Annotated in this window: 18 protein-coding genes; 6 read left to right on the forward strand and 12 right to left on the reverse strand. The window is 44.9% G+C overall.

The window, feature by feature from the left end; all coding sequences use genetic code 11:
* The first annotated feature begins 7 nt into the window (after positions 1 to 7).
* The 5 genes from GJU87_RS08920 to GJU87_RS08940 all read left to right on the forward strand — a co-directional run bounded on the left by GJU87_RS08920 (position 8) and on the right by GJU87_RS08940 (position 6,965).
* Entirely contained in the window at positions 8 to 1,099 is a 1,092-nt protein-coding gene (locus GJU87_RS08920) for a hypothetical protein (RefSeq protein ID WP_153639200.1), read from the forward strand.
* Positions 1,100 to 1,116: 17 nt separating this feature from the next.
* Complete coding sequence (locus tag GJU87_RS08925) at positions 1,117 to 3,576, forward strand: TonB-dependent receptor domain-containing protein (RefSeq protein WP_153639201.1); 2,460 nt, start codon at positions 1,117 to 1,119, stop codon at positions 3,574 to 3,576.
* 4 nt (positions 3,577 to 3,580) lie between these two features.
* On the forward strand, positions 3,581 to 4,708 hold the full coding sequence (locus tag GJU87_RS08930; protein ID WP_153639202.1) for a DUF4249 family protein: 1,128 nt from the start codon (positions 3,581 to 3,583) through the stop codon (positions 4,706 to 4,708).
* 10 nt (positions 4,709 to 4,718) lie between these two features.
* Positions 4,719 to 5,312, forward strand: a complete 594-nt coding sequence (locus GJU87_RS08935) for an outer membrane beta-barrel protein (protein WP_153639203.1) — start codon at positions 4,719 to 4,721, stop codon at positions 5,310 to 5,312.
* 444 nt (positions 5,313 to 5,756) lie between these two features.
* The gene (locus tag GJU87_RS08940) at positions 5,757 to 6,965 is read left to right on the forward strand and encodes an IS256 family transposase (protein ID WP_153638082.1); all 1,209 of its coding nucleotides are present in this window, start codon (positions 5,757 to 5,759) and stop codon (positions 6,963 to 6,965) included.
* 369 nt (positions 6,966 to 7,334) lie between these two features.
* Here the strand turns inward: GJU87_RS08940 and GJU87_RS08945 are convergent, their stop codons facing one another.
* The 10 genes from GJU87_RS08945 to ric form a co-directional block, all read right to left on the reverse strand.
* The gene (locus GJU87_RS08945; protein ID WP_153639204.1) at positions 7,335 to 8,486 is read right to left on the reverse strand and encodes an aldose epimerase family protein; all 1,152 of its coding nucleotides are present in this window, start codon (positions 8,484 to 8,486) and stop codon (positions 7,335 to 7,337) included.
* A 28-nt stretch (positions 8,487 to 8,514) separates the two neighbouring features.
* Positions 8,515 to 10,050, reverse strand: a complete 1,536-nt coding sequence (locus tag GJU87_RS08950; protein WP_153639205.1) for an alpha-N-arabinofuranosidase — start codon at positions 10,048 to 10,050, stop codon at positions 8,515 to 8,517.
* A 146-nt stretch (positions 10,051 to 10,196) separates the two neighbouring features.
* Complete coding sequence (locus GJU87_RS08955; RefSeq protein WP_153639206.1) at positions 10,197 to 11,816, reverse strand: ribulokinase; 1,620 nt, start codon at positions 11,814 to 11,816, stop codon at positions 10,197 to 10,199.
* 49 nt (positions 11,817 to 11,865) lie between these two features.
* Positions 11,866 to 12,549, reverse strand: coding sequence for an L-ribulose-5-phosphate 4-epimerase (locus GJU87_RS08960; protein WP_153639207.1), 684 nt, complete (start codon positions 12,547 to 12,549; stop codon positions 11,866 to 11,868).
* A gap of 108 nt (positions 12,550 to 12,657) precedes the next feature.
* On the reverse strand, positions 12,658 to 14,166 hold the full coding sequence (araA, locus tag GJU87_RS08965; protein WP_153639208.1) for an L-arabinose isomerase: 1,509 nt from the start codon (positions 14,164 to 14,166) through the stop codon (positions 12,658 to 12,660).
* A gap of 31 nt (positions 14,167 to 14,197) precedes the next feature.
* A complete protein-coding gene (locus tag GJU87_RS08970; RefSeq protein ID WP_153639209.1) occupies positions 14,198 to 15,859 on the reverse strand; it encodes a sodium:solute symporter in 1,662 nt (553 codons plus the stop codon).
* A 93-nt stretch (positions 15,860 to 15,952) separates the two neighbouring features.
* Positions 15,953 to 16,636, reverse strand: a complete 684-nt coding sequence (locus GJU87_RS08975; RefSeq protein WP_153639210.1) for an NUDIX domain-containing protein — start codon at positions 16,634 to 16,636, stop codon at positions 15,953 to 15,955.
* A 255-nt stretch (positions 16,637 to 16,891) separates the two neighbouring features.
* A complete protein-coding gene (locus GJU87_RS08980; RefSeq protein WP_228491924.1) occupies positions 16,892 to 17,353 on the reverse strand; it encodes a hypothetical protein in 462 nt (153 codons plus the stop codon).
* 4 nt (positions 17,354 to 17,357) lie between these two features.
* The gene (locus tag GJU87_RS08985; RefSeq protein ID WP_153639211.1) at positions 17,358 to 17,804 is read right to left on the reverse strand and encodes an Rrf2 family transcriptional regulator; all 447 of its coding nucleotides are present in this window, start codon (positions 17,802 to 17,804) and stop codon (positions 17,358 to 17,360) included.
* A gap of 20 nt (positions 17,805 to 17,824) precedes the next feature.
* Positions 17,825 to 18,553 (reverse strand): iron-sulfur cluster repair di-iron protein, encoded by a 729-nt coding sequence (ric, locus tag GJU87_RS08990; RefSeq protein ID WP_153639212.1) that lies wholly within the window; start codon positions 18,551 to 18,553, stop codon positions 17,825 to 17,827.
* Positions 18,554 to 18,663: 110 nt separating this feature from the next.
* Between ric and GJU87_RS08995 the strand changes: the two genes are divergently transcribed.
* Complete coding sequence (locus GJU87_RS08995; RefSeq protein ID WP_153639213.1) at positions 18,664 to 20,907, forward strand: nitric-oxide reductase large subunit; 2,244 nt, start codon at positions 18,664 to 18,666, stop codon at positions 20,905 to 20,907.
* A gap of 65 nt (positions 20,908 to 20,972) precedes the next feature.
* On the opposite strand, the gene deoC is transcribed toward GJU87_RS08995, so the two are convergent.
* Both deoC and GJU87_RS09005 read right to left on the reverse strand, forming a co-directional pair.
* Positions 20,973 to 21,686 carry a deoxyribose-phosphate aldolase gene (gene deoC / locus GJU87_RS09000; protein WP_153639214.1) on the reverse strand — a complete coding sequence of 238 codons (714 nt, stop codon included), beginning with the start codon at positions 21,684 to 21,686 and terminating at the stop codon, positions 20,973 to 20,975.
* Positions 21,687 to 21,699: 13 nt separating this feature from the next.
* Complete coding sequence (locus GJU87_RS09005) at positions 21,700 to 22,371, reverse strand: YiiX/YebB-like N1pC/P60 family cysteine hydrolase (protein WP_194831484.1); 672 nt, start codon at positions 22,369 to 22,371, stop codon at positions 21,700 to 21,702.
* Positions 22,372 to 22,401: the final 30 nt, after the last annotated feature.

Here is a 22,401-nt window from a genome sequence, read left to right on the forward strand (position 1 = left end):
CAAAGAAATGAAAAAATTTGTTTTGTTGTGCATGGCAGCTGCACTATCGACCTTTTTCACTGGTTGCCAAAAGGATGACGTAGACAGTCAACTCCCTGGTGAACTACTACAGAAAAACGCTATGGAACCCAATGTGTACTCAGAAAATGGCTATCTGGCATTCAAGAACGTAGAAACACTAGATAGTATCGCACAAATAAAGAATCAGGAAGATGCTTCATCGCAAATATCATGGGAAGAATACATGCACTTTGAATCAGCCAGAACCTACCGCGCTAAACTGAATGATGAAATTTTCGACACTAACGACTACTCTTCGTTCATAAAGAAAGCTAATGCAGCTGCCTCTGAGGGTTACTTTAGTAAAAGAGATTCATGCATGGATTATCCTTTTTTTAACTACAGCTGGGCATCCGTTCTTAACAAAGATGGCATTGTAAAAATTGGAGACATTCTCTATGCCTTTAATAAAGCCGGAGGAATTGCTATATACGAAGGAACTCCCGAACTTCTTTCCTTGGTAAGAAAAGGTGAAGCATCACCGGCAGATGTTGAATACATTCAATTTGGGAATCTTCTGAAATCTGCTTCCGTAGATGGTTATGGGAAATATTTTAAGACGGAAAAAAGAAGTGGTAAATATAAATTGTCGGTTTCTTTAAGCTACGATGTCGTTAAAGTTCCCAAACGTGTCTATATTCCCGATGCTCATGATTTTAAATGGGTCGATTTACCCGATGGAGTAAAATATGAAATATACTGCCACCAACAGAAGAAAGGAATTTTCGGATGGAGAGATTATCAGACCCACTTATCATACAAAGACTATGCAGTAAAAATAGGAGGGAATCATATTGCGGAAGAAAATTTCACTTACCCAAAAGTAAATTATTCCGATTCAAACCCCACCTTGAAACAGCCTTCAGAGGCTCTTTCCAATCATTTCATAAAACTGTATGCAGCCCAGTATCCTTTCCGGATAGTTAGTGATAATCCGCCGGCAGCACCAATCGCGCCGACTGTAGAACTCATTAATTTTAAAATATGGACGAGGAAGACTGGAACGGAAAACGATCCAATAAAATTTGTTGTTCAATAAGTAACATCGATTAAAATATGGAATACCGGGGCACCTATTTCAATTTGTTCCGGTATTCTCTTCAGGTTTATCATATGAGCCATCTTCGCAACATTCTGCTAATTCTACTTTTCTTTTACCAACAGGTCGATGCTCAGAAATATGCAACCATTTCAGGCTATATCCGCGATTCCATATCTTCTGAGAATTTAAATAGCGCCACCATTTACAACCTGTCTTCACTGCAGGGTACCCTAAGCAACAATTATGGCTTCTATTCCCTGAGAGTTCCTACCGGGAAAGTTAGCCTCTTCATCTCGTATGTTGGGTACCAGCCACAACATCTGAACCTAGCTGTTCAAAAAGATACAACCATCGATTTCAGGTTGAGCAGCCAAAATGAAATACAGCAGATCAAGGTTTCGGCAAAAAACAAAAATCTTGATTCCTCGTTGCCAGGACACCAACACATCACCATGCAATCCATTGAGGCACTCCCCGGATTTCTTGGCGAACAGGATGTATTAAAAAGCCTGACTATATTACCAGGAGTGCAACAAGGGCACGAAGGAAGCGCCGGTATATTTGTGCGCGGCGGAAGTCCTGACCAGAATCTTATTTTATTAGACGGAGTACCCGTATTCAACGCATCTCATCTGTTCGGCTTTGTTTCTGTTTTCACTCCCGAAGCACTGCAAAGCGTCGATTTTTATAAGGGAGGCTTCCCCGTACGCTACGGAGGCCGTTTATCATCGGTGATTGATGTACGGATGAAAGAAGGCAATAAAAATAAGCAGAAAACCAATCTCACTTTCGGCATTATTTCATCAAAATTCACACACGAAGGTCCCATAAAAAAAGGAAAATCATCGTATTTAATCTCTGCCCGAAGAACTCTTCTTGATGTACTGGTCACGGGTGCAGCCAAAATAAACAAACAATCGTCTGATGACGGTGCCGTTGTTCCGGGACTCAACTTTTACGACTTCAACCTGAAATTTAATTTTGATCTCAACAAGAAAAACAGGCTTTACTTTAGCTTTTATACCGGTGGTGACCGGATGTTTTCCCGTTTTTTCCAAGATGAAACTTTTACAGGTCAGGAGGGCCGGGAAATCACATCCGAACAGCGGACAAAGGTAGATCTCCGATGGGGAAATAAGATCGGGGCTATTCGGTGGAATAGCCAGGTTGGAAATAAATTGTTCCTCAACACCACGCTCTCTTCGGGCTTATTTCAATATACCATTCACAATAATTACAGGCAGATTCGAACAGAAGCAAATAAGAACGAGAAACAACAAACCGATATTAGATACAACACACTTGTTAATAACAACAAACTTCAGTTCCTTTTCGACTGGTACCTAACCAATCAACATAAGATACAATTTGGCAGCAATGCTGAGGTCAACGGGTTTGTCCCCGGCAAACAGGAAATTTCGAGGAACGACGAAACTCCCTTCAAAAGAGGAAACGGATGGACTTCAAACAAAGCGCTGGCCCTGTTTGCTGACGACCATTGGACGCCGGATGAAAAACTAACGATTTACGGAGGACTGAGATACGACTTCTATTTATTGCAGGGAGAATGGTTTACCTATTTACAGCCCCGCGTAAGCCTTTGTTTTGCCCCATCGCCAAAGTACAGTATAAACCTGTCGTACGATGAAATGGCACAACCCATCCACTTGCTCACGAACAGCAGTATCGGTCTCCCCTCCGACATATGGGTACCTGCCATCAAAAATGTACCGCCCGAATATTCCACGCAAATTGCCTTAGGAATCAATACTTCTGTAAATAATCACCTGAACTACTCTTTCGACTCATACTACAAAACAATGAAAGGTGTAATTAATTATAAGGCAGGATACAGCTTTATGGACATATACAAAGACTGGGGAAGCCTGGTTGAAACCGGTACCGGAAGAGCATGGGGTTTCGAGCAACATCTAAACTACGAAAAAAATCAACTGAAAGGATGGTTAAACTATACTCTTTCGTGGAACAGACGCAAATTTGCCTCCATCAACAATGGCCAACCATTTCCGTTCAAATTCGACCGCCGGCATGACATCAATGTTGGTCTGATTTACAAACTATCAGAAAAAACTGAATTATCGGCTGTATGGACTTTCCAATCCGGAACAGCTGCTACTATACCTCAGATAAATTATCAGGCTGCCGGACCGGTAAACTATACAATTACCGATTTTATCACCGGTAAAGATGTGGAAGATCCCGCTCGCATTCAATACATCGATAATTACAACGGAAGCAGGCTTCCCGCTTTTCACCACCTCGACATCGGATTGACATTCAAAAAACAACGAACATCATACGAACGCGAATGGAAAATTGGAGTATACAATGTATATGCTCGTCAAAATCCGTATATGTATTATCCATATACTGCGCCCAATGGCTACCAAAAATACAGGCAAATAAGCATTTTTCCGTTTCTCCCATCCATCAGTTACCATATTCAATTCTAGTCTCATGAAAAAGTGTTGTACGTATATAAGAGTCTCATCAATTATTACGGTTATCATACTCCTGTTCTTTTCGTGTACCCGCGATATGGATGTTCACATAAAAAACAACGAAAAAAAAATTGTTGTACAGGGATTATTCTCCGACGAGAAAGGTTGGGACATTGTTCTGCTTACAACAAAGAATATGACCCAAAATATTGATACCTATATAAAAAATGCCACTGTGGAGATAGCATCTGGAACCGATCCAATCATTCGCTTACATTATACAAAATTTGGACATTACCAGTCGGAACAAAAACCGGTCGCCGGTAAAGTATATACACTAAAAATAGATGTACCGGGATATGATCAAATAAACGCTCAAAGCAGTATCCCACTTCCGGTAAAAGCAAAAGTGGACGATTTCACAATTAACTGGCTCACCTACATGTATCCGAATGACTTGCTGGACTACGATGTATTCCCCCTTACAGTCCGTTTTGAAAAGCCGGTACCCGATGCAAATATGGTCTTTCGCGCCAAAAAATTTAATCCTGAGTCAGGCTACAACCGTTATCTTCTCCCCTCTTCTGCTGTAAAAGAGCTGGAACAGCAGGGCATACCTCCACTTGCGGCCACACGTCTGCGGCAGGTTGCAGACCAATGGCAAATATCCCGGGATGTATTTGAAAAATGCTTCAATGGTACAGAAGCATACACAGAAATAACAAACCACTACAACATGCTTAGGGAAAAACTCCGAAAGAAAACTGTCAAGCAAAGAGAATATGCCGCATTCGAGCCTACCCAATGCTTTGCCAACGACAACCGGACAAGTAATATCTCATACGATACCAATACGGTTTTTGGCCAGGGACAGCAAGTTGTAGAAGCAGGATTGCTTTATGCCGACCCGAACCTCAAATACGATATGCAGTACAACTACGGATCCAAACCCGGTATTGAGTACTGGCTCGAAGTAACACAAGGAAGCATCGATTATTACGAGTACTACCGTACCTATATTTTGCAAATAAGTCAACGACTCAATCCCTATTCCGGGCCTGTTGAGGTTTATTCCAACATCAATAACGGCGTTGGAATTTTTGCCGGCTATCACCGCCAGATGATTCACATATTAACGTACTAATATTATTACCATGAAACGATTAGCAATTACAACAGTTTTCCTTTTGATTAGTCTTGTCTCCTTTTCGCAGTCGAAATTCAGGGCAGGAATATACGTCGAAGGAAGCCAATTTTTTCCTGAAGGAACATCTGTCAAAAAAAATGGTTTTTCAACCGGAGGAGGAGCCTATGCCTCCTATCCAATAGGAAAATTGTTCTCCGCTTCGCTCGGCGTTGGTTACAGATACAAAACCAACAAAACGGCTTTTGAAATACCAGATGAATCGAATCCCACAACTGGTTATGCTTATAAAACCGTTGAAGAAACATACCCACAGCATTACCTTGTCGTTCCGTTGAAAGTTAAATTTACTCCCGTACAAAAGTTCTTTATCGAAGGAGGAATAGAAACATCCTGGTTACTCAATTATGACTATGTGAATGAGAAACCGGAATTTAACGGGCTACTGGGTGCAGGCTACCACCTGACTCAAAAATTAGATGCTTCTCTCTGTTATATAAGGGGCTTTAAAGACCAGGGAATGGGCAATAAAAATGATTATGGCCAGATTTACAAAAACAGAATGCTGACTTTGACCTTCTCGTATTCAGTTTTCGGTAAGTAAAACAGTGAAACCAGATGAAGACCTTCTCTGAAGGCTAATTTCGAATGCCGAATAAGCGATTTCCGCCCATTTATCCGGAATAAAAAGAGAAGTTTTTCTATAACGATACAACACAAACCTGACAGGTTTCAAAAGCCTGTCAGGTTAACTTTTTAGTAGCCAAACATCAAAATTTGACATTTTGCTACTTTTCCGTAGCACTGCCGTTCAATTTATTTGCCCTGCTCAATTTTTATGTTCCTTGCTCAATTATTTATTTCCCTGCCAAACAATTTGTCATCTCTTGCAGGGGTTTTACCCCTCTTTGCAGCTATTTTTGCTGTCTTTGCAACCTCTAGGGAGGTCTTTGCTGCTATTTTTGTAGTCTTTGCAGGATTTTGGGGGAGTCTGTTCAGCCAACTGTGTCAAGGAATAATTGAATAACAAATTATAACTTGTAGCATTATGGAGGAACAGAAATTTGACTATGAAGCCTTTGAGAAGGAAGCTATCGAGCAACTGAAAAAGGGAAAGAAGCTTGAAGGGAAAGGCGGGGTGTTGGCTCCGTTATTGCAACGGCTGCTAAATGCAAGCCTTCATGGAGAACTTGACGCCCATCTACAGGAAGGTGAAACGCAAAATCGCCGTAACGGCAAGGGGACAAAGAAGGTAAAAACAAGTTTTGGCGAAATCGAAATCGATTCACCCCGGGATCGTGAAAGCAGCTTCTCACCGCAGATTGTCCGCAAACGGCAGCTGACCCTGGGAGATGGAATCGATCACAAAGTGATTTCTCTTTATGCCAAAGGGATGAGTTATGAGAGCATTTGTGAACACCTGGAAGATTTATATGGCATCACACTTTCTCCGGCCACATTAAGCGCAATAACCGACCGTATTATGCCCGAGGTTTACCAGTGGCAAAACCGTCCGTTGGAGGCTTTATATCCGATTGTATGGCTCGATGCAGTCCATTACAAAGTGCGTAGTGAAGGAAGGATTGTTCACAAAGCAGTTTATCATGTTCTCGGAGTCGGTCAGGATGGCATAAAAGAAATACTGGGGATGTATATCGGTGAGAAAGAGGGAGCTAAATTTTGGTTACAGGTGCTGAGCGACCTTCAGAACCGGGGAGTCAAAGACATCCTGATTGCCTGCATTGATAACCTGACTGGCTTTAAAGAAGCTATCGAAAGTATCTTTCCCAAAACCGATGTTCAACTATGTGTGATTCACCAAATCCGTAATTCCTTTAAATATTTACGTAAAAAAGATTACAAGGAGTTTGTAGCTGACCTGCGATTAATTTATACCGCTCTAAATTACCAGGAAGGGGAAAGGAATCTGGACAAGTTTGATGAAAAATGGGGGAAGCAATACCCTGCTGTCATTCGTTCATGGAGGAATAACTGGGACGGACTCAGTACTTTTTTCCACTACCCCTATGAGCTCCGCAGGCTCATGTACACCACCAACATCATCGAAAGTTATCACAGCCAGTTACGTAAAATCACCAAAAGCAAGAGAATATTTCCAAACGACGCAGCTCTGTTAAAGCTGCTGTACCTGATAACAATAAGAATAACAGAAAAATGGTCGAGGCCAATTAAGAACTGGAAAAATACGTTAGCTCAACTTTCAATACTATATGAAGAGAGAATGAATCCTGAATAATTTTTTCTTTTCCAAAACCCTGTTTTTAACTGAAGGGCTTTGAAAAAGAAAAATTTAAGACTGACACAGTTCATTGAATAGACCCTTTTGGGGGGCCTTTGCAGCTCAGGAGGCCTTCCTGCCGGGCAGGAAGGCCGCGAAAGCCAGCCGGACAGACGAAAAATGAAACAGGAATGCTGACAGAGATAAAAGAATTGCTTTCCGGGAAAACGGAAAACGAAAAACCAACACCGGAGGTATTGAAAGAGATAAAAAAAACAGGTTGAAACCGGAAAGTTCCAACCTGCCTAATCTAAACCTGATGATTATAAATTATAATCACTAACTGAATACCGAAGTCTTATCAGACTTCCACTAAAACACAATTTTTTATTTCATTACCGAAAAACGGTAGATACACTCATGCTGATAGGTTTGCCCCGGCTTTAATGTTGTAGTCGGGAACTGTGGTTTGTTCGGAGAATCGGGATAGTGCTGCACTTCGAGACAGAAAGCACTGCGATGCTCGTAGGGCTTTCCTGATTTGCCAATCTCCTGACCGTTCAGGAAGTTTCCGGTGTAGAACTGAATACCGGGCTGGTCGGTTAACACATCCATTTTGATCCCCGATACCGGAGAATATACGGTTGCGGCCAATGCGACATTGCTGCTTTTGTTATTCAGCACCCAGTTGTGGTCGTAACCTTTCCCATACTTCAGCTGCGTATTATCGGCATTGATGCGCTCGCCAATCGGCGTCGGTTTTGTAAAATCAAACGGAGTTCCGGTAACCGATTCGATGATGCCTGTCGGAATCAACGTAGAATCAACCGGCGTAATGCTGTCGGCGTTCAACATCATCACATGGTCGAGAATGGTTTTGGAACCTTCTCCCGAAAGGTTAAAATACGAATGATTGGTCAGGTTCAGCACCGTTGTCTTGTCGGTGGTTGCCTTGTAATCAATCTTCAGTCCATTTTGCGGAGTCAGTTCGTACGTTACCGTAACATCCAAATCACCCGGGTAACCTTCTTCCATATCGGGAGAATGATAGGTAAACTGAATTTTGGAATCGCTCAGTTTCCTGGCATTCCAAACCACGGCAAAGTAGCCTTTCGGACCACCATGCAGACTATTCATACCATCGTTGGCAACGAGATTGTAGTTTACGCCGTCGAGCGTAAATTTTGCATCACCAATACGGTTGGCATAACGACCAACCGCCGCTCCGAAATAGGTTTGCGGACGGTTGATGTAGTCATTCAGGTTATCGTAACCCAGAACCACATCCGTCGGTTTTCCATTTTTATCGGGCACACAAAGTGCAACAATACGGGCACCGTAGTTGGTCACTTTCAGTCCAATGCCATTCTGTCCAACAAGGGTATACAGCTTGACCTGCTTACCATCGACCGTTTGATCGAATTTTTCGGGATTAATTTTTTGGACGGCCGGCGTAAATACCGATGGTTTCGATTGCGGCTGACAACTCATCATCACAACCGTCAAAACCAGAGAAAGAATTGTTAAACTCGTTTTCATGGTGCTATATTTTAGAAATGCGTTATACTTATTTCAACTGGACCAATACAACGGAATGCGCCGGCAGCGTAATGCTCAGCTTACCGTTTTTTGGTTTTGCTACCGCGAAGTCCTTCATGGTTACTTCCGGTTTCTTACCGAAATCGTTGTATGAATCCATAGACTGACCATCGACAATTTTTCCGGATGCTTCCTTGTATGTCACACCAGGAATATCACATTCCAGCGACTCGGCCTTTTCCGGATCCAAGTTACAAAGAGTTATGCTCAATACACCATTTTTTACCGATGCAGAAGAGCTAATGGCCGGAATACTGTCGCCTTTGTAAGTATAAGAAGCGCTTTTCAGGTTCATCGGTACCAGGCGTGCATCCTGATGTACACTGTACATTTTGTATACGTAGTAAGTGGGCGTCAGTACCATCTGCTTGTCTTTGGTCAGGATAACTGCCTGCAGTACATTTATCATCTGGGCAATGTTAGCCATCTTTACGCGATCGGCATGTTCGTTAAAGATGTTCAGGTTCACACCTGCAACCACCGCGTCACGCATGGTATTCTGCTGGAACAGGAAGCCGGGGTTTGTTCCGGGTTCTACATTGAACCAGTTTCCCCATTCGTCGACAATTAAGCCAACCCTTTTTTGCGGATCGTAGCGATCCATGATGGCAGAGTGACGGCGAATCAGCTCGTCCATGTAAAGCGTTTTCTTCATTGAGGCGAACCAGTCATCTTCGTTGAAACCGGTCGCATCGCCTTTATTACTCCAGGTATGAGCAATCGTATAGTAATGTAGCGAAAGGCCCTGAATGAGGTTAGGGTGGCGCATCGCTTTCTTCATCACAGTTTCTGTCCAGTTGTAGTCATTGGAATTGGGACCGCTTGCAATTTTATATTGAGCTCCCCACATGTAAGTCGAAAACTGGTTAAACAGATCGGCATAATAATCGGGCGTCATGTTGCCACCACATCCCCACGATTCGTTTCCTACGCCCCAGTATTTCACCAGCCAGGGATCCTGACGTCCGTTTTTCTTGCGAAGGCGGGTCATCGGGCTATCGTTGTTCGAAGTTGTATATTCAACCCACTGAGAGGCCTCCTCCACAGTTCCGGAACCAACGTTCACGCTGATATATGGCTCAGCTCCTACCAGCTCACAGAAGTCGAGGAATTCATTCGTACCAAAGCTGTTATCTTCGGTTACTCCACCCCAGTTCACATTCACAATGGATGGGCGCTTATCTTTCGGTCCGATTCCATCTTTCCAGTGGTACGTGTCGGCAAAACAACCGCCGGGCCAGCGAATAACCGAAACCTTCATGGCTTTCAGTGCATTCACCACATCGGTACGATACCCGTCAATGTTCGGGATATCCGAATTCTCTCCTACATAAATTCCACCATAGATACCATGACCGAGATGCTCGGCAAACTGGCCGTAAATTTCTTTATTGATTTTTGTCTTAGCTTCGTCAGGATATACCGTTAGCCGGTTTTCCTGGGCCATCAGTTTTGCTGAGAACAACAAAAGCAGGGCAACTACCCCAAATTTTAAATGCTTCATGGTTGGATGTTTAATTCGTTTTTAGTTTTAACTAATTGGATTGCGTTTGATTTTGTCTGGTTGAACCAGTTCTGATAGTATGGTCCGGCACGGGAAAACCCGCTACCGGACCTTTCTAATCTCAAAACGGTTTCTATTGCGAAAGATTAAAGTTTTCCTAATTCAATATACTTTTTGTAAATCTCGTTGTATTGCGCTGCATTTTCAGCAATCGGATAATAGGTCTTTTCGAAACCTTGTCCCATAGCCGCCTGCGCTTCTTCCACTGAAGAATAAACTCCCGCGGCAACCGCAGCAAACATAGCAGCTCCCAGCGCCATCGCCTGCTCCGATACCGACACCTTTATCGGCATATTCAGCACATCGGCCATGGTCTGCATAACGAAGGGCGATTTTTTGGCCACACCGCCAATACCAACTACTTCTTTGATTTCGATTCCATGCTCAGCAAACCGATCGGTAATGGCACGTGAACCAAAGGCTGTTGCTTCTACCAGCGCACGGAAAATACGCGGAGCTGATGAGCCCAGGTTCAAACCGGCAATGGTTCCGGTAACGGTCTGGTCGGCATCCGGTGTACGACGACCGTTGAGCCAGTCGGTAGCCACAATGGTCGATTCCTCTACCGGAATCTTCGCAGCTTCTTCCGACAACACCGGCAGGATTTTATCTTCGATAGCTTTCCGCTGTTCCTCATCATCGAGGAATTGCAGCGGCCAGCTCAATACATTTTTAAACCACGCGTAAATGTCGCCAAATCCCGATTGACCTGCTTCCAGACCAACCATTCCCGGAATAACGGAACCATCAACTTGTCCGCAAATACCCGGAATGAGCTTGTCTTTCATCTCTTCGTACGGAGCCACCAGGATATCACAAGTCGAAGTACCAATGGCACGAACCAATGTGTTCGGCGTTATCTCAGCGCCAACCGCTCCCATGTGGCAGTCGAAGGCACTCACGCCAACGACAACATCGGTTGACAAACCGAGTTTTTCTGCCCATTCGGGAGAAAGCGTTCCGGCGGCCGCATCGGAAGTATAGGTTTCATCGAAAAGATTATCACGTAAACCGGCCAGTTCCGGTCCTAGTGTGGTCAGGAACTTCTCGTCAGGTAGACCATTCCATTCCGGATCCCACATCGCTTTGTGGCCAGCGGCACAACGACCGCGTTTCAGGTCTTTTAATCCAGTAGTACCGGTAATCAATGCCGGAAGCCAGTCGCAGTACTCCACCCATGAAGTAGCTTTGGCTTTTACCGCTTCATCTTCGCGAAGTACGTGCAGCACCTTCGCCCACACCCATTCCGATGAATAAATACCGCCTTCGTATTTCACGTAATCAATGTCCCACTCTTTCGAAAGCTTGTTGATTTCATCAGCCTCTTTTACGGCTGTATGATCTTTCCAGAGAATGAACATCGCATTCGGATTTTCTTCGAAACCCGGTAGCAGTGCCAACGGAGTACCGTTCTCGTCAGTCAAAGCGGGCGTACTTCCGGTGGTATCGAACGAAATACCCACCACGTTTTCAGCCACACCAGCCGGACATTTGGCCAGCGCTTCCTTTACCGATGCTTCCAGAACTTCAATGTAATCGAGCGGATGTTGACGATATTGATTCTTCGCCGGATCGCAATATTTGCCTTCCATCCAGCGGGGATAGTTTCTTACGGCAGCCGCCAACTCTTTTCCGTTGCTGGCATCCACTACCAACGCACGGCACGAGTCACTTCCGTAATCAATCCCTATAACGTATTTTGTCATGATGTAACGATTTTCTAAAGGTTCGTCCTCCGGTTAAACCGGAAATGATTTATTGGCCGTAATAAGCGTTTTTACCGTGCTTCCGCTCGTAGTGCTTCTTCACCAAATGCGGATTCATGGTCAGATCAGGATTATTCATGAAGGCAAAGGTTGCCATCTTGGAAATCTCTTCCATGACCACTGCATTATGAACCGCGTTGTGCGCATCTTTTCCCCACGAAAACGGTCCGTGGTTCTTCACCAGCACACCGGGAATTTCCATCGGCTTCAGCCGGGCAAATGTCTCCACAATCACATTGCCGGTTTCTTTTTCATACTCACCAAAAACTTCTCCTTCGGTCATATCGCGTGTACAAGGAATGTCGTTGGCAAAGTAATCGGCGTGTGTTGTACCGATAATTGGGAGTGCTTTTCCCGACTGCGCCCAGGCAGTTGAATAGGTGGAATGGGTGTGCACTACCCCACCTATTTCCGGAAATTCCTTATAAAGCACCAGATGCGTGGGCATATCCGACGACGGTTTCAGATTTCCTTCCACCACATTGCCATCCATATCCACAACGACCATATCAGAGGCTTTCATCACCGAATAATCCACACCGCTCGGCTTGATAACGAACAGCCCTTTCTCCCGGTCGATGCCACTCACGTTTCCCCATGTAAAAATCACGAGACCGTGTTTTACCAGATCCAGATTCGCCTGAAAAACCTCTTCTTTTAACTGCTCTAACATGATTCAACTTTTTTAAGGTTGAGAAAACGGTCCGGAGCGTAAAACCTCAAAAACCAGAAAGCCAGAGCCTCCGGACCGCTACTTTAATTTTATCCGCTTTGCGCTAAATCAGTTGATTCCGCCTTTCAGCATGTAGTACACTTCGTTCCAGCGAAGTTCTTTCTTCAGTTCCGACACTTTGGTATCCTTGTCAATCAGGATATATTCCACATCGGCCAGCTCAGCAAAATCTTCCACAAATTCAGGCGTGAGTGCCAAGGTGAAAACCGAGTGATGAGTACCGCCGGCATAAATCCAGGCAGCTGCACCATCTTCCAGGTTTGGATGTGTCTTCCACAGCGCACGGGCTACCGGAAGCTTGGGCAAATCCTGGTAAGGTTCGATTACATCCAGCGTATTAACGATTACCCGGAAACGGTTGCCCATATCGATAAGCGTCACGTTCATGGCATCGCCTGTTTCGCTATCGAACACCAGACGGGCCGGAGCATCTTTACCGCCAATTCCCAACGGATGTACTTCCAGCTTTGGCTTTTTAACAGCAATCGACGGACAGATTTCCAGCATGTGCGAACCGAGAACGGCCGGAGCTGCCGGATCGAGATGGTAGGTATAATCTTCCATGAACGAGCTACCGCCCTTCAGTCCGGTTGACATCGTTTTAATGATGCGCAGCATAGCAGCCTGTTTCCAGTCACCTTCGGCACCGAAACCATATCCGGCAGCCATCAGACGCTGAGAAGCCAGTCCCGGTAACTGTGAAAGTCCGGTCAGATTCTCAAAGTTCGTGGTGAATGCCTTGAAATCACCGTCTTCCATGAAACGTTTCAACGCAATTTCGTAACGGGCCTGTACGCGAACATTCTCGTAATACTCACCGCCTTTTTTGCAGTTGTCCGCTAAATCATACAACTCGTTGTACTCTTCCACCAATGCATCCACATCAGCATCGCTTACTGCATCGACGTATTTTACTAAATCACCGACACCAAAAGCTGAGATCTGCCAACCGAATTTAATTTGTGCTTCCACTTTGTCGCCTTCGGTAACAGCTACCTCACGCATGTTATCACCAAAACGGGCTACCTTCAGTCCCTGCGAATCGGCCCAGCCAATGGCAGTACGGCACCACGCTCCTACTTTCTCCTGCACTTTTTCATCCTGCCAGTGACCAACAACCACTTTCCGGTTCTTTCGCATACGCGCATTGATGAAACCGTACTCGCGACCACCATGTGCACTCTGGTTCAGGTTCATGAAATCCATGTCGATTTCATCCCACGGAATGTCACGGTTGAACTGCGTGTGCAAATGCATGTAAGGCTTATTCAATGTCTTCAGGCCAGCAATCCACATTTTTGCGGGTGAGAAGGTGTGCATCCAGGTAATTACACCAATACACGATGCATCTGAATTCGCTTCTACACAAATATTCAGTATTTCGTCAGGGGTTTTTACCACCGGTTTGAAAACCACTTCTACAGGCAATTTCCCGGAGGCATTCAAACCTTTTACAATTGTTTCGGAGTCTGTATCAACTTGCTTGAGCGTCTCCGGGCCGTACAAATGCTGGCTTCCGGTGACGAACCAAACAACTTTTTGATTGAGTTCTTTCATGATAATATTACTTGTTTTGAAAAATTATTTCTTACCAGAAATAGATATAAAATCCAATAATAAAGGCAATTACTATTAATGAATTGATGACGTCCCACTTATTCCAGCTGGCACGGGTCAAAGCAACCTCCTCGGCAGTAGCAGAACGGAAATAAAGTCCTTTGATTTTTGCCGGATCTTTACCTTCAGTGAAGTAACTGATGATCACCATCAGGAGAATAATAACAATAAACAGGGCAATCTCATAGTGCAACCAGTTTGGCGCTACAATGAACTTGAAGAAGAAGTTATTCGGATCGAATGAGCTGGCAAATATCTTCATAGCCAAACGCATCATTCCAAGGAAAAAGCCAATAACCAATCCCCAGTAACCAGCGGCCGGAGTGGTCTTTTTGGAAACAACCCCCAACAGGAATACGGCGGCGATACCCGGAGCCAGCAACGACTGAACATCCTGCAGATACTGATAAAGCACCTGCCCCATACCTTTCATAACCGGAATCCAGAGGATACCCAGAACCACAATCACTGCCGTGGCAATTCGTCCCACACGTACCAACTGTTTTTCCGGGGCATTCGGACGGTATTTTTTATAAAAGTCTACCGTGAAGAGCATAGCTGAAGAGTTGAAAAGCGATGCCAGGGAACTCATCAGAGCCGCCAGGATACCTCCTACTACCACACCACGAAAACCAGCGGGCAATAATACTCTCACCAGCGTCGAAAATGCTGCATCACTACTTTTCAGGTCAATCAATCCTTTCTGATTCAATGCAAAAGCAATCATACCCGGAATCAGGAAAAGGAATACAGGAGTCAGCTTCAGGTAGGCACCAAAAATAGAACCGCGGCGGGCCTGAGTCTGGTCTCTTCCCGAAAGGACACGTTGCACAATATACTGGTCAGTATTCCAATACCAGAAACCAATAATAGCCGACCCTAATATCACCCCGGTCCATGGGAATTCCGGGTCGTTGGCCGAGCGAATCACACTGGCCATACTGTCGCCGGTAGCCGTTTTGGCTGCGCGGGTAATCTCCATCAGCTGATCCCAGCCTCCCAGCATGTGCAAACCGGTAACCAGAATCACTATGGAACCGATTAACAGGATGGGTGTCTGTAACACCGATGTATACAGCACGGCTTTCATTCCGCCAAAGGTGGTATACAAACCGGTTATCACCACCAGTCCAATGGCACTCACCCAGAAGAAATCGACGTGATAGCCCAATAAAGTTATGTACTGAATATTGAACACACTTTTGAAAACCACACCTCCGGCATAAACCGTTACGGCCACTTTTGTCAACACGTAACTTACCAGTGAGATGATGGACAGAAAAGAGCGTGATTTGGAATTGTAACGTCTCTCCAGGAATTCAGGCATGGTATACACACCGCTACGTGCATAAAGCGGAACGAACAACCATCCCAGCATTAGAATTAGCCATCCCTGCATCTCCCACGATGCCATTGCCATTCCACTTTCAGCACCGGCGCCGGCCAGTCCTACCAGGTGTTCAGAACCGATATTGGATGCAAAAATGGATGCACCAATCGCGATCCAGGTAGCATCGCGACCTGCCAAAAAGTAATCAGATGAGGTATCGTCCTTTTGTCTAATCACCCAGACGATAATCCCTATCATCAACAGGAAGAATCCTCCCAATACGAGCCAGTCTAATAAAGCCATAATCTACGATTTAATTGTTTAATTGGTTCAATTTACTTTTAGATGATATTATAGGTCGTTTTGACTTTTATCCAGATTAAAAAATAATTTCCGTTAGAGTTCAAACGAAAAGCCGTTTGCTTCATACTCTTCGTATCGCTCTTTGTTAAAAGCGTACAGGTAAGCGCCTTTCTTCGAATTGCTCATATCTTTTATTGGCAATCGGTCCAGTAAGTTCATGGAAATAATTTTCCGCCGAAAATTGGCTGGTTCCAGTTTTTCCTGGTAAATGGCTTCATATAACAAACGCAACTGAGTAATCGTAAATGTTTCAGGAAGCAACTCAAATCCAATGGGTTGGTATTTTGCCCTCCTTTTCAGACGCCTCAATGCTTTATCAACAATCTCCGAGTGGTCGAATACCAGGTTGGGAATCTCATTGATGGAGAACCACTGAGCACCATGCTTTTTCAAAAGGTCTTCGCGGTAATCCTGAATATTAATCAAAGAGTAATAAGCCATACTAACGACACGGGCTGCGGGGTCACGATCGATTTCAGAAAATGCACTCAACTGCTCCATATAAATGTCACGCATACCTGTAATACGGGCAAGTACCCGATAAGCGGCGTCATCCAGAGTCTCTTCTTTCTGGAGGAATCCCCCCATGAGTGACCAACCACCCTTTTCAGGCTCAAAATCACGTTTATACAGAAGTAGATTGAGATGTTCGCCGTCGAAACCAAAGATGACACAGTCGACGGCCAAATGAAACCTTTCCTTATCAGTATATGGCATAGTTGAGCTTTATTGGTGCAACAAATGTCATATTTACATTTATTATTTACAAATAAATTTTTAATTTTTTTGGAGAACATGTTAAAGAATAGACTAACTAATTCTCATTTGAAAGTTATTGTATCCTTCTACCACAACACAAGCGCCCGGAAACAACACCAGTACACACACCTTATACTATGCCGCAGTTGCTCTCCAACAAACAAAAAAAGCCATCACTACGGATGGCTTTCGAAATAAATATTGTGTAAACAGCTAACTGCTGTGAATTTCCAGCTTCAGTTTCCGAACCACACCAAAAGTGGTTGAAAACAAGAGAATAACTTTAATGACCTCCAGCCCGATATAAACAAAATGTGCCGGATCTGAGGTGGGCTGCGCGCCATTAATAATTTCAACCGCACGGTGTGTCAAAACGGGCAAAAGAACAAACGTCTGGACGGCAACAATCACTGCAAGTCCTGCAACCATAAAAGTCAACTTGTCCTTTAAAAATCCGAAGTTCCGCTTAACAAAGAATAGTAACAACAGGGTAAGCACAATCTCCACCCGGTTTAATCCCGTAAAAACCAGTTTTCCGATGCCCAATCCAATGGGGAGAGTAACACCCGGCGCCTGGAATTTCAGCCAGGCTTCCATAAAACTGATCGCACATACGAAGCCAGCCCAAAACATCAGAATGATGATGGGTGCAAATGCAATGCGTTTATTCATCATATAGTTAATTCATTAATCGATTAATGACGGCCTCCCGCTTCATCACCTTTTGAGCCAGGGAATAAATTGTCTCCTTGCGTACCAGGCGATAAAATCCGTCCCGGATAGGAAGAAACTCTTCATGCATCGGACAAGGATGTGTGTCGTCGCAATGCTTTAATCCGAATCCGCAACTGGTAAATATATGGGCATCTCCCATTTGGCTGATGACATCATACAGAGTAGGTGAGGCCTCGGGGGTAAGCTCTTTGAAAAAGAATCCTCCTCCCCGGCCTTTCACCGAAGAAAGTACACGCGATCGGGCTAACGTCTGCAAGATTTTGGCGGTGTAGGGTTCCGGACTTTCAATTTCTTTTGCTACTTCACGAAAGCCGGGCGTTTTCCCTTCCAGATTTTTCATACAGATGTAAACCAAGGCCCTGATGGCGTATTCAGCTGCTTTTCCTACCATTTTTTAATATAAAAGTTCATCTATTTAACCGCCATCTTCTGTTCCAGTTCAATGGCTTTCGGAAAAAGTATGTTATTTTCCAGATGAATGTGCCGATGCAAATCCTTTTCAAAGTCGGCCAACTGCTGATAAGTTACCCGAAAGGTATTGCAGGCGTCATCCGGAATACTGTATCCGGCCGATAATTTAGCAATCTTTTCAAAACGTTCTCCTTCGTTTTGATGTTCCTGCATCATCATTGCAACCGGATTTTCTACCTGCCCGAATGACGGCGCCTGATAAGGAACTTCTCCCTTTTTTACCGCTTCCAGACGCTTAATATGAGGAAAAAGAACCATTTCTTCCTTTTGTAAGTGCATCGTCAAATCGCCAGCTGAACCTTCGAATAATTTTTTGATCTCAATTATCTCGGGATGGTGTTCACTGTGCTTTCGCTCTATCTTCTCCAGATTCTCCAATAAAACCGGAATGTGTTTCCTCACATACGTATGATGCCGGTCGACAATATAGTCAATCAGTTTATCCAACGCCAGTGCATTTAAATATTCAGCATCCGGATCGTTTTCCAGCAGTGCTGCATTTAACTCTTCCAGCAAAATTTCCGGTTCTACACCAGCCTTCCGGCTTGCTTCGTTCAATGGACGATTGCCGTTACAACAAAAATCAATATGGTGAGAAGCAAACACCTGGGCTGCTTTAAAGTTCTCACGTACAATCTCTCCTACGTTTGAATCACTCGTTATCTTCATATCGTTCAGAATTATTTACGACACAAAAATATGTATTTTTCTTCTAAAAGGATTAAAAGGTCTTTTTATATTTTTACATTTGTTCACACCAACTCATAAAACTTGTTGCAATGAACACAAAACGATTATGGGCAGGATTTATCCTTGTCATGGTAATTTCATTTGGTGTATTACTCTACTACGGTGAAGAAATTTATCGCAAGGCACCTCCCGAACCTGAAAAAGTTGTTACGCAAAGTGGAGAAACTCTTTTTTCCGGCCAGGACATTAAGAATGGGCAAAATGTGTGGCAATCCATTGGTGGACAAGAACTGGGTACCGTTTGGGGACACGGCGCCTACAAAGCGCCTGACTGGACGGCCGATTGGCTACACAAAGAGGCTGTTTTTATTCTGAATAAATGGGCCGAAACCGACTATGGAAAAGGCTATGCCGCTCTGAACGATGAAAACAAAGCGGCACTTAAAGCCCGGCTGAAAAACCTGATAAGGAAAAACCGGTATGATGAAAATACCGGAGTGCTAACCATTCCTGACGTTCAGGCCGAAGCAGTTAAAGCAATCAGCAAAGAATACACCGGTCTGTTTATGGATGGTCCTCAATACCAAAAACTCCGCGAAGATTACAGTATTCCACCCGGAACTGTCAAAGACCCGGAAAGGATGCACGAAATGAATGCTTTCTTTTTCTGGGCTACCTGGGCCACATCGACAGACCGCCCGGGAATGGAAATCACGTATACCAACAACTGGCCGCCCGAAAAACTAATTGACAATAAACCGACCAGTTCATTGATTATCTGGACCGGATTCAGTGTGATACTACTGCTGGCAGGAATTGGTCTGCTTGCCTGGTATTATGCTTCGAATCGCGAGGAAGAAGATTTCACGGAAGTTCCGAAAGTCAATCCCCTCTCGGGACAACACATTACACCCTCGATGCGGGCAACACTGAAATACTTTTGGGTTGTATCCCTCCTCATCCTGGTACAAATTGCCATGGGAATCATCACGGCTCACTATGGTGTGGAAGGATTGGGCTTTTACGGACTCCCCCTCGATAAAGTATTACCGTACAGCATATCCAGAACATGGCACCTGCAGCTGGCTATCTTCTGGATTGCAACTTCCTGGCTGGCTACCGGATTATTCATGGCACCAGCCGTGTCGGGGCACGAGCCGAAATACCAAAAACTCGGTGTTAACATTCTTTTCATTGCGCTGCTGGTAATTGTCGTCGGCTCACTGGTTGGACAATGGCTGGGAATCATGCAACGGCTTGGTCTGGTCGAAAACTTCTGGTTCGGTCACCAGGGATACGAATATGTCGACCTGGGCCGTTTCTGGCAGATATTCCTTTTCGCCGGACTTTTTATCTGGCTCTTTCTGCTGGGACGCGCCCTCTGGCCAGCCATTACCAAGAAATCGGATAACCGACAGCTGCTGATCCTCTTCCTAATCTCGTCTATTGCTATCGCGGCATTCTATGGTGCCGGACTGATGTGGGGACGACAAACCAATCTTTCCATTGCCGAATACTGGCGCTGGTGGGTGGTTCACCTTTGGGTGGAAGGATTCTTCGAAGTATTTGCTACAGTTGTTATTGCTTTCCTTTTTGTCCGCATGCAACTGATCAAACCGAAGCTGGCTACGGCGACGGTGCTGTTCTCCACCATTATTTTCCTCTCAGGAGGTATTCTCGGAACATTCCACCACCTCTATTTCGCCGGAACTCCTACGGCCGTTCTGGCTATTGGAGCGACATTCAGCGCCCTGGAGGTCGTGCCGCTGGTTCTTGTAGGTTTCGAGGCTTATCATAATATCCGAATGAGCAAAGCCAGCGGTTGGATTCAGACCTATAAATGGCCGATTAATTTCTTTGTGGCAGTGGCGTTCTGGAATCTCGTCGGAGCAGGAATCTTTGGATTTGTCATCAATCCTCCCATCGCACTGTATTACATGCAGGGACTAAACACGACGGCGGTTCATGCCCACGCTGCTCTGTTCGGTGTTTACGGCATGCTGGGTATCGGTCTGATGTTGTTCGTTTTGCGTGATATGAATCTTCAACCGGAGTGGAAGGAAAAGCAACTGAAGTTTGCCTTTTGGACACTCAACATCGGGCTGCTGCTGATGGTGCTTATCAGTCTTCTCCCGGTTGGATTGATGCAAACCTGGGCCAGTGTGAAGTACGGTCTTTGGTATGCCCGTTCACCCCAATTCCTGAATCATCCGCCCATGCAAACCCTCCGTTGGTTGCGCGTGATTGGCGACACAGTCTTTACTGCCGGCGCATTTGTCTTGGTATGGTTCATTTTCGGACTAAAAACCGGCTGGTCGATTAAAAAGAAATAATCAATTAATCGCTGTACACCCAAAATCCCTGAGGTAAATTACTTCAGGGATTTTCTTATTTTGTTTCAGGCTCCAAACCGTTCTTTGGCTTCCTCCAGCATAGAAATCGTCGCAGTTGCTCCGCAACGGGTACAGCCGGCTTCCTTCACTGCTAACAGTTGATCGAGTGTTCGAACACCGCCCGCCGCTTTGATTTTCACATTCGGCCCGGAATATGTTCGCATCAGCTCCAGGTTCTTCAACGTTGCCCCTTCATAGCTGTATTTTCCATCGGCTCCTTTCACAAAGCCAAAGCCGGTCGACGTCTTCACGTAATCAGCACCTGCTTCGGTACAAATTTCACACAACCGTTTGATGTCTTCTTCTTTGGCAACAAAATCGGTTTCGAAAATCACCTTCACAATCGCGCCGTGGTAGTGACATTCATCGGTAACAGTCTGGATTTCCTTCCGGATATAATCCCAGTCGCCCTGCAAAGCCTTTCCAATATTGACGACCATGTCAATTTCCACAGCCCCGTCAGAACAGGCCAGTTCAGTTTCAAAGCGCTTCACCTCAATGGTGGAATTCCCGGCAGGAAAACCGATGACACAGCCGACCAGTACACCGGTATCCTTGAGCAATTCAACAGCTTGTTTTACCATGTATGGCTTCACACAGACCGAGGCCACATCATATTTCGCGGCCACTTCGCACTCCCGCTTCAGGTCGTCATCCGTTAAAGTGGGGTGTAAAATGGAGTGATCGATCATTTTCGCCAGTTCCTTCAGTTTCGTCATGATGTTTTATTGGTTAGTTAGTTGCTTTTACATTGCTTAGTTTAACCTCACCCAATCGTTCCAGTTTATCAGAAGCGGCCATTCCGTTTGGGTTGCAACCGGGTTTTCCTTCCGGAACAGCAATGTCCAGTTTTTGATAATGAGCTACCCAGGTCGAATCGAATTGCCCGGTTTTCGGGTTCTTAAAAGTCATGGGATTCAGTTTGAAAACCGAATCGGGAGCGAATATCGTATACACAAATTCAGAGCAGTAATATCCCGTATCCGGAAGAATATACGTGTAGTTGTAAGGTTGTCCGAGCAATTGCTCTGCCCGTTTCATCGCTTCCGGAATGAACTTCCGGAACGGAGCTTTCAACCGGTACGCTACCACTTCTGATTTTTCCCCGTCAGAATGTAAAAAAGAATCGAGCGGTTGACGGAACACGCCGTGCTTCGGCTCCGAATTCAACACATAAATGCCATCCGGCGCCACTTCGGCAATTCCCATGTGGCTAAAATGCGTTGCCTTTCCGGTTTGCGTTACCTTGTCGATGGCCTGAGACAAATTAGCGTCGGCAGCTCCCCGAAACAGAATATCACCGGTACGGATTTCAAAGCCATTCGGCGTCGGTTTGCATCCTGCCCAGCCACTGATAAATACGAGCGTCAGTACATACATCAGAAAACGATAAGTGGTACGCATAGAATTCATGCTAATTGATAACCTGACAAA

Source organism: Prolixibacter sp. NT017, assembly GCF_009617875.1.
Lineage (GTDB): Bacteria > Bacteroidota > Bacteroidia > Bacteroidales > Prolixibacteraceae > Prolixibacter.

What these genes read in the sequence shown, in the direction of transcription:
- GJU87_RS08920 (WP_153639200.1), top strand. Translation starts at nt 8, where the DNA reads ATGAAAAAATTTGTTTTGTTGTGCATGGCAGCTGCACTATCGACCTTT.
- GJU87_RS08925 (WP_153639201.1), top strand. Translation starts at nt 1,117, where the DNA reads ATGGAATACCGGGGCACCTATTTCAATTTGTTCCGGTATTCTCTTCAG.
- GJU87_RS08930 (WP_153639202.1), top strand. Translation starts at nt 3,581, where the DNA reads ATGAAAAAGTGTTGTACGTATATAAGAGTCTCATCAATTATTACGGTT.
- GJU87_RS08935 (WP_153639203.1), top strand. Translation starts at nt 4,719, where the DNA reads ATGAAACGATTAGCAATTACAACAGTTTTCCTTTTGATTAGTCTTGTC.
- GJU87_RS08940 (WP_153638082.1), top strand. Translation starts at nt 5,757, where the DNA reads ATGGAGGAACAGAAATTTGACTATGAAGCCTTTGAGAAGGAAGCTATC.
- GJU87_RS08945 (WP_153639204.1), bottom strand. Translation starts at nt 8,486, where the DNA reads ATGAAAACGAGTTTAACAATTCTTTCTCTGGTTTTGACGGTTGTGATG.
- GJU87_RS08950 (WP_153639205.1), bottom strand. Translation starts at nt 10,050, where the DNA reads ATGAAGCATTTAAAATTTGGGGTAGTTGCCCTGCTTTTGTTGTTCTCA.
- GJU87_RS08955 (WP_153639206.1), bottom strand. Translation starts at nt 11,816, where the DNA reads ATGACAAAATACGTTATAGGGATTGATTACGGAAGTGACTCGTGCCGT.
- GJU87_RS08960 (WP_153639207.1), bottom strand. Translation starts at nt 12,549, where the DNA reads ATGTTAGAGCAGTTAAAAGAAGAGGTTTTTCAGGCGAATCTGGATCTG.
- araA (WP_153639208.1), bottom strand. Translation starts at nt 14,166, where the DNA reads ATGAAAGAACTCAATCAAAAAGTTGTTTGGTTCGTCACCGGAAGCCAG.
- GJU87_RS08970 (WP_153639209.1), bottom strand. Translation starts at nt 15,859, where the DNA reads ATGGCTTTATTAGACTGGCTCGTATTGGGAGGATTCTTCCTGTTGATG.
- GJU87_RS08975 (WP_153639210.1), bottom strand. Translation starts at nt 16,636, where the DNA reads ATGCCATATACTGATAAGGAAAGGTTTCATTTGGCCGTCGACTGTGTC.
- GJU87_RS08980 (WP_228491924.1), bottom strand. Translation starts at nt 17,353, where the DNA reads ATGATGAATAAACGCATTGCATTTGCACCCATCATCATTCTGATGTTT.
- GJU87_RS08985 (WP_153639211.1), bottom strand. Translation starts at nt 17,804, where the DNA reads ATGGTAGGAAAAGCAGCTGAATACGCCATCAGGGCCTTGGTTTACATC.
- ric (WP_153639212.1), bottom strand. Translation starts at nt 18,553, where the DNA reads ATGAAGATAACGAGTGATTCAAACGTAGGAGAGATTGTACGTGAGAAC.
- GJU87_RS08995 (WP_153639213.1), top strand. Translation starts at nt 18,664, where the DNA reads ATGAACACAAAACGATTATGGGCAGGATTTATCCTTGTCATGGTAATT.
- deoC (WP_153639214.1), bottom strand. Translation starts at nt 21,686, where the DNA reads ATGACGAAACTGAAGGAACTGGCGAAAATGATCGATCACTCCATTTTA.
- GJU87_RS09005 (WP_194831484.1), bottom strand. Translation starts at nt 22,371, where the DNA reads ATGCGTACCACTTATCGTTTTCTGATGTATGTACTGACGCTCGTATTT.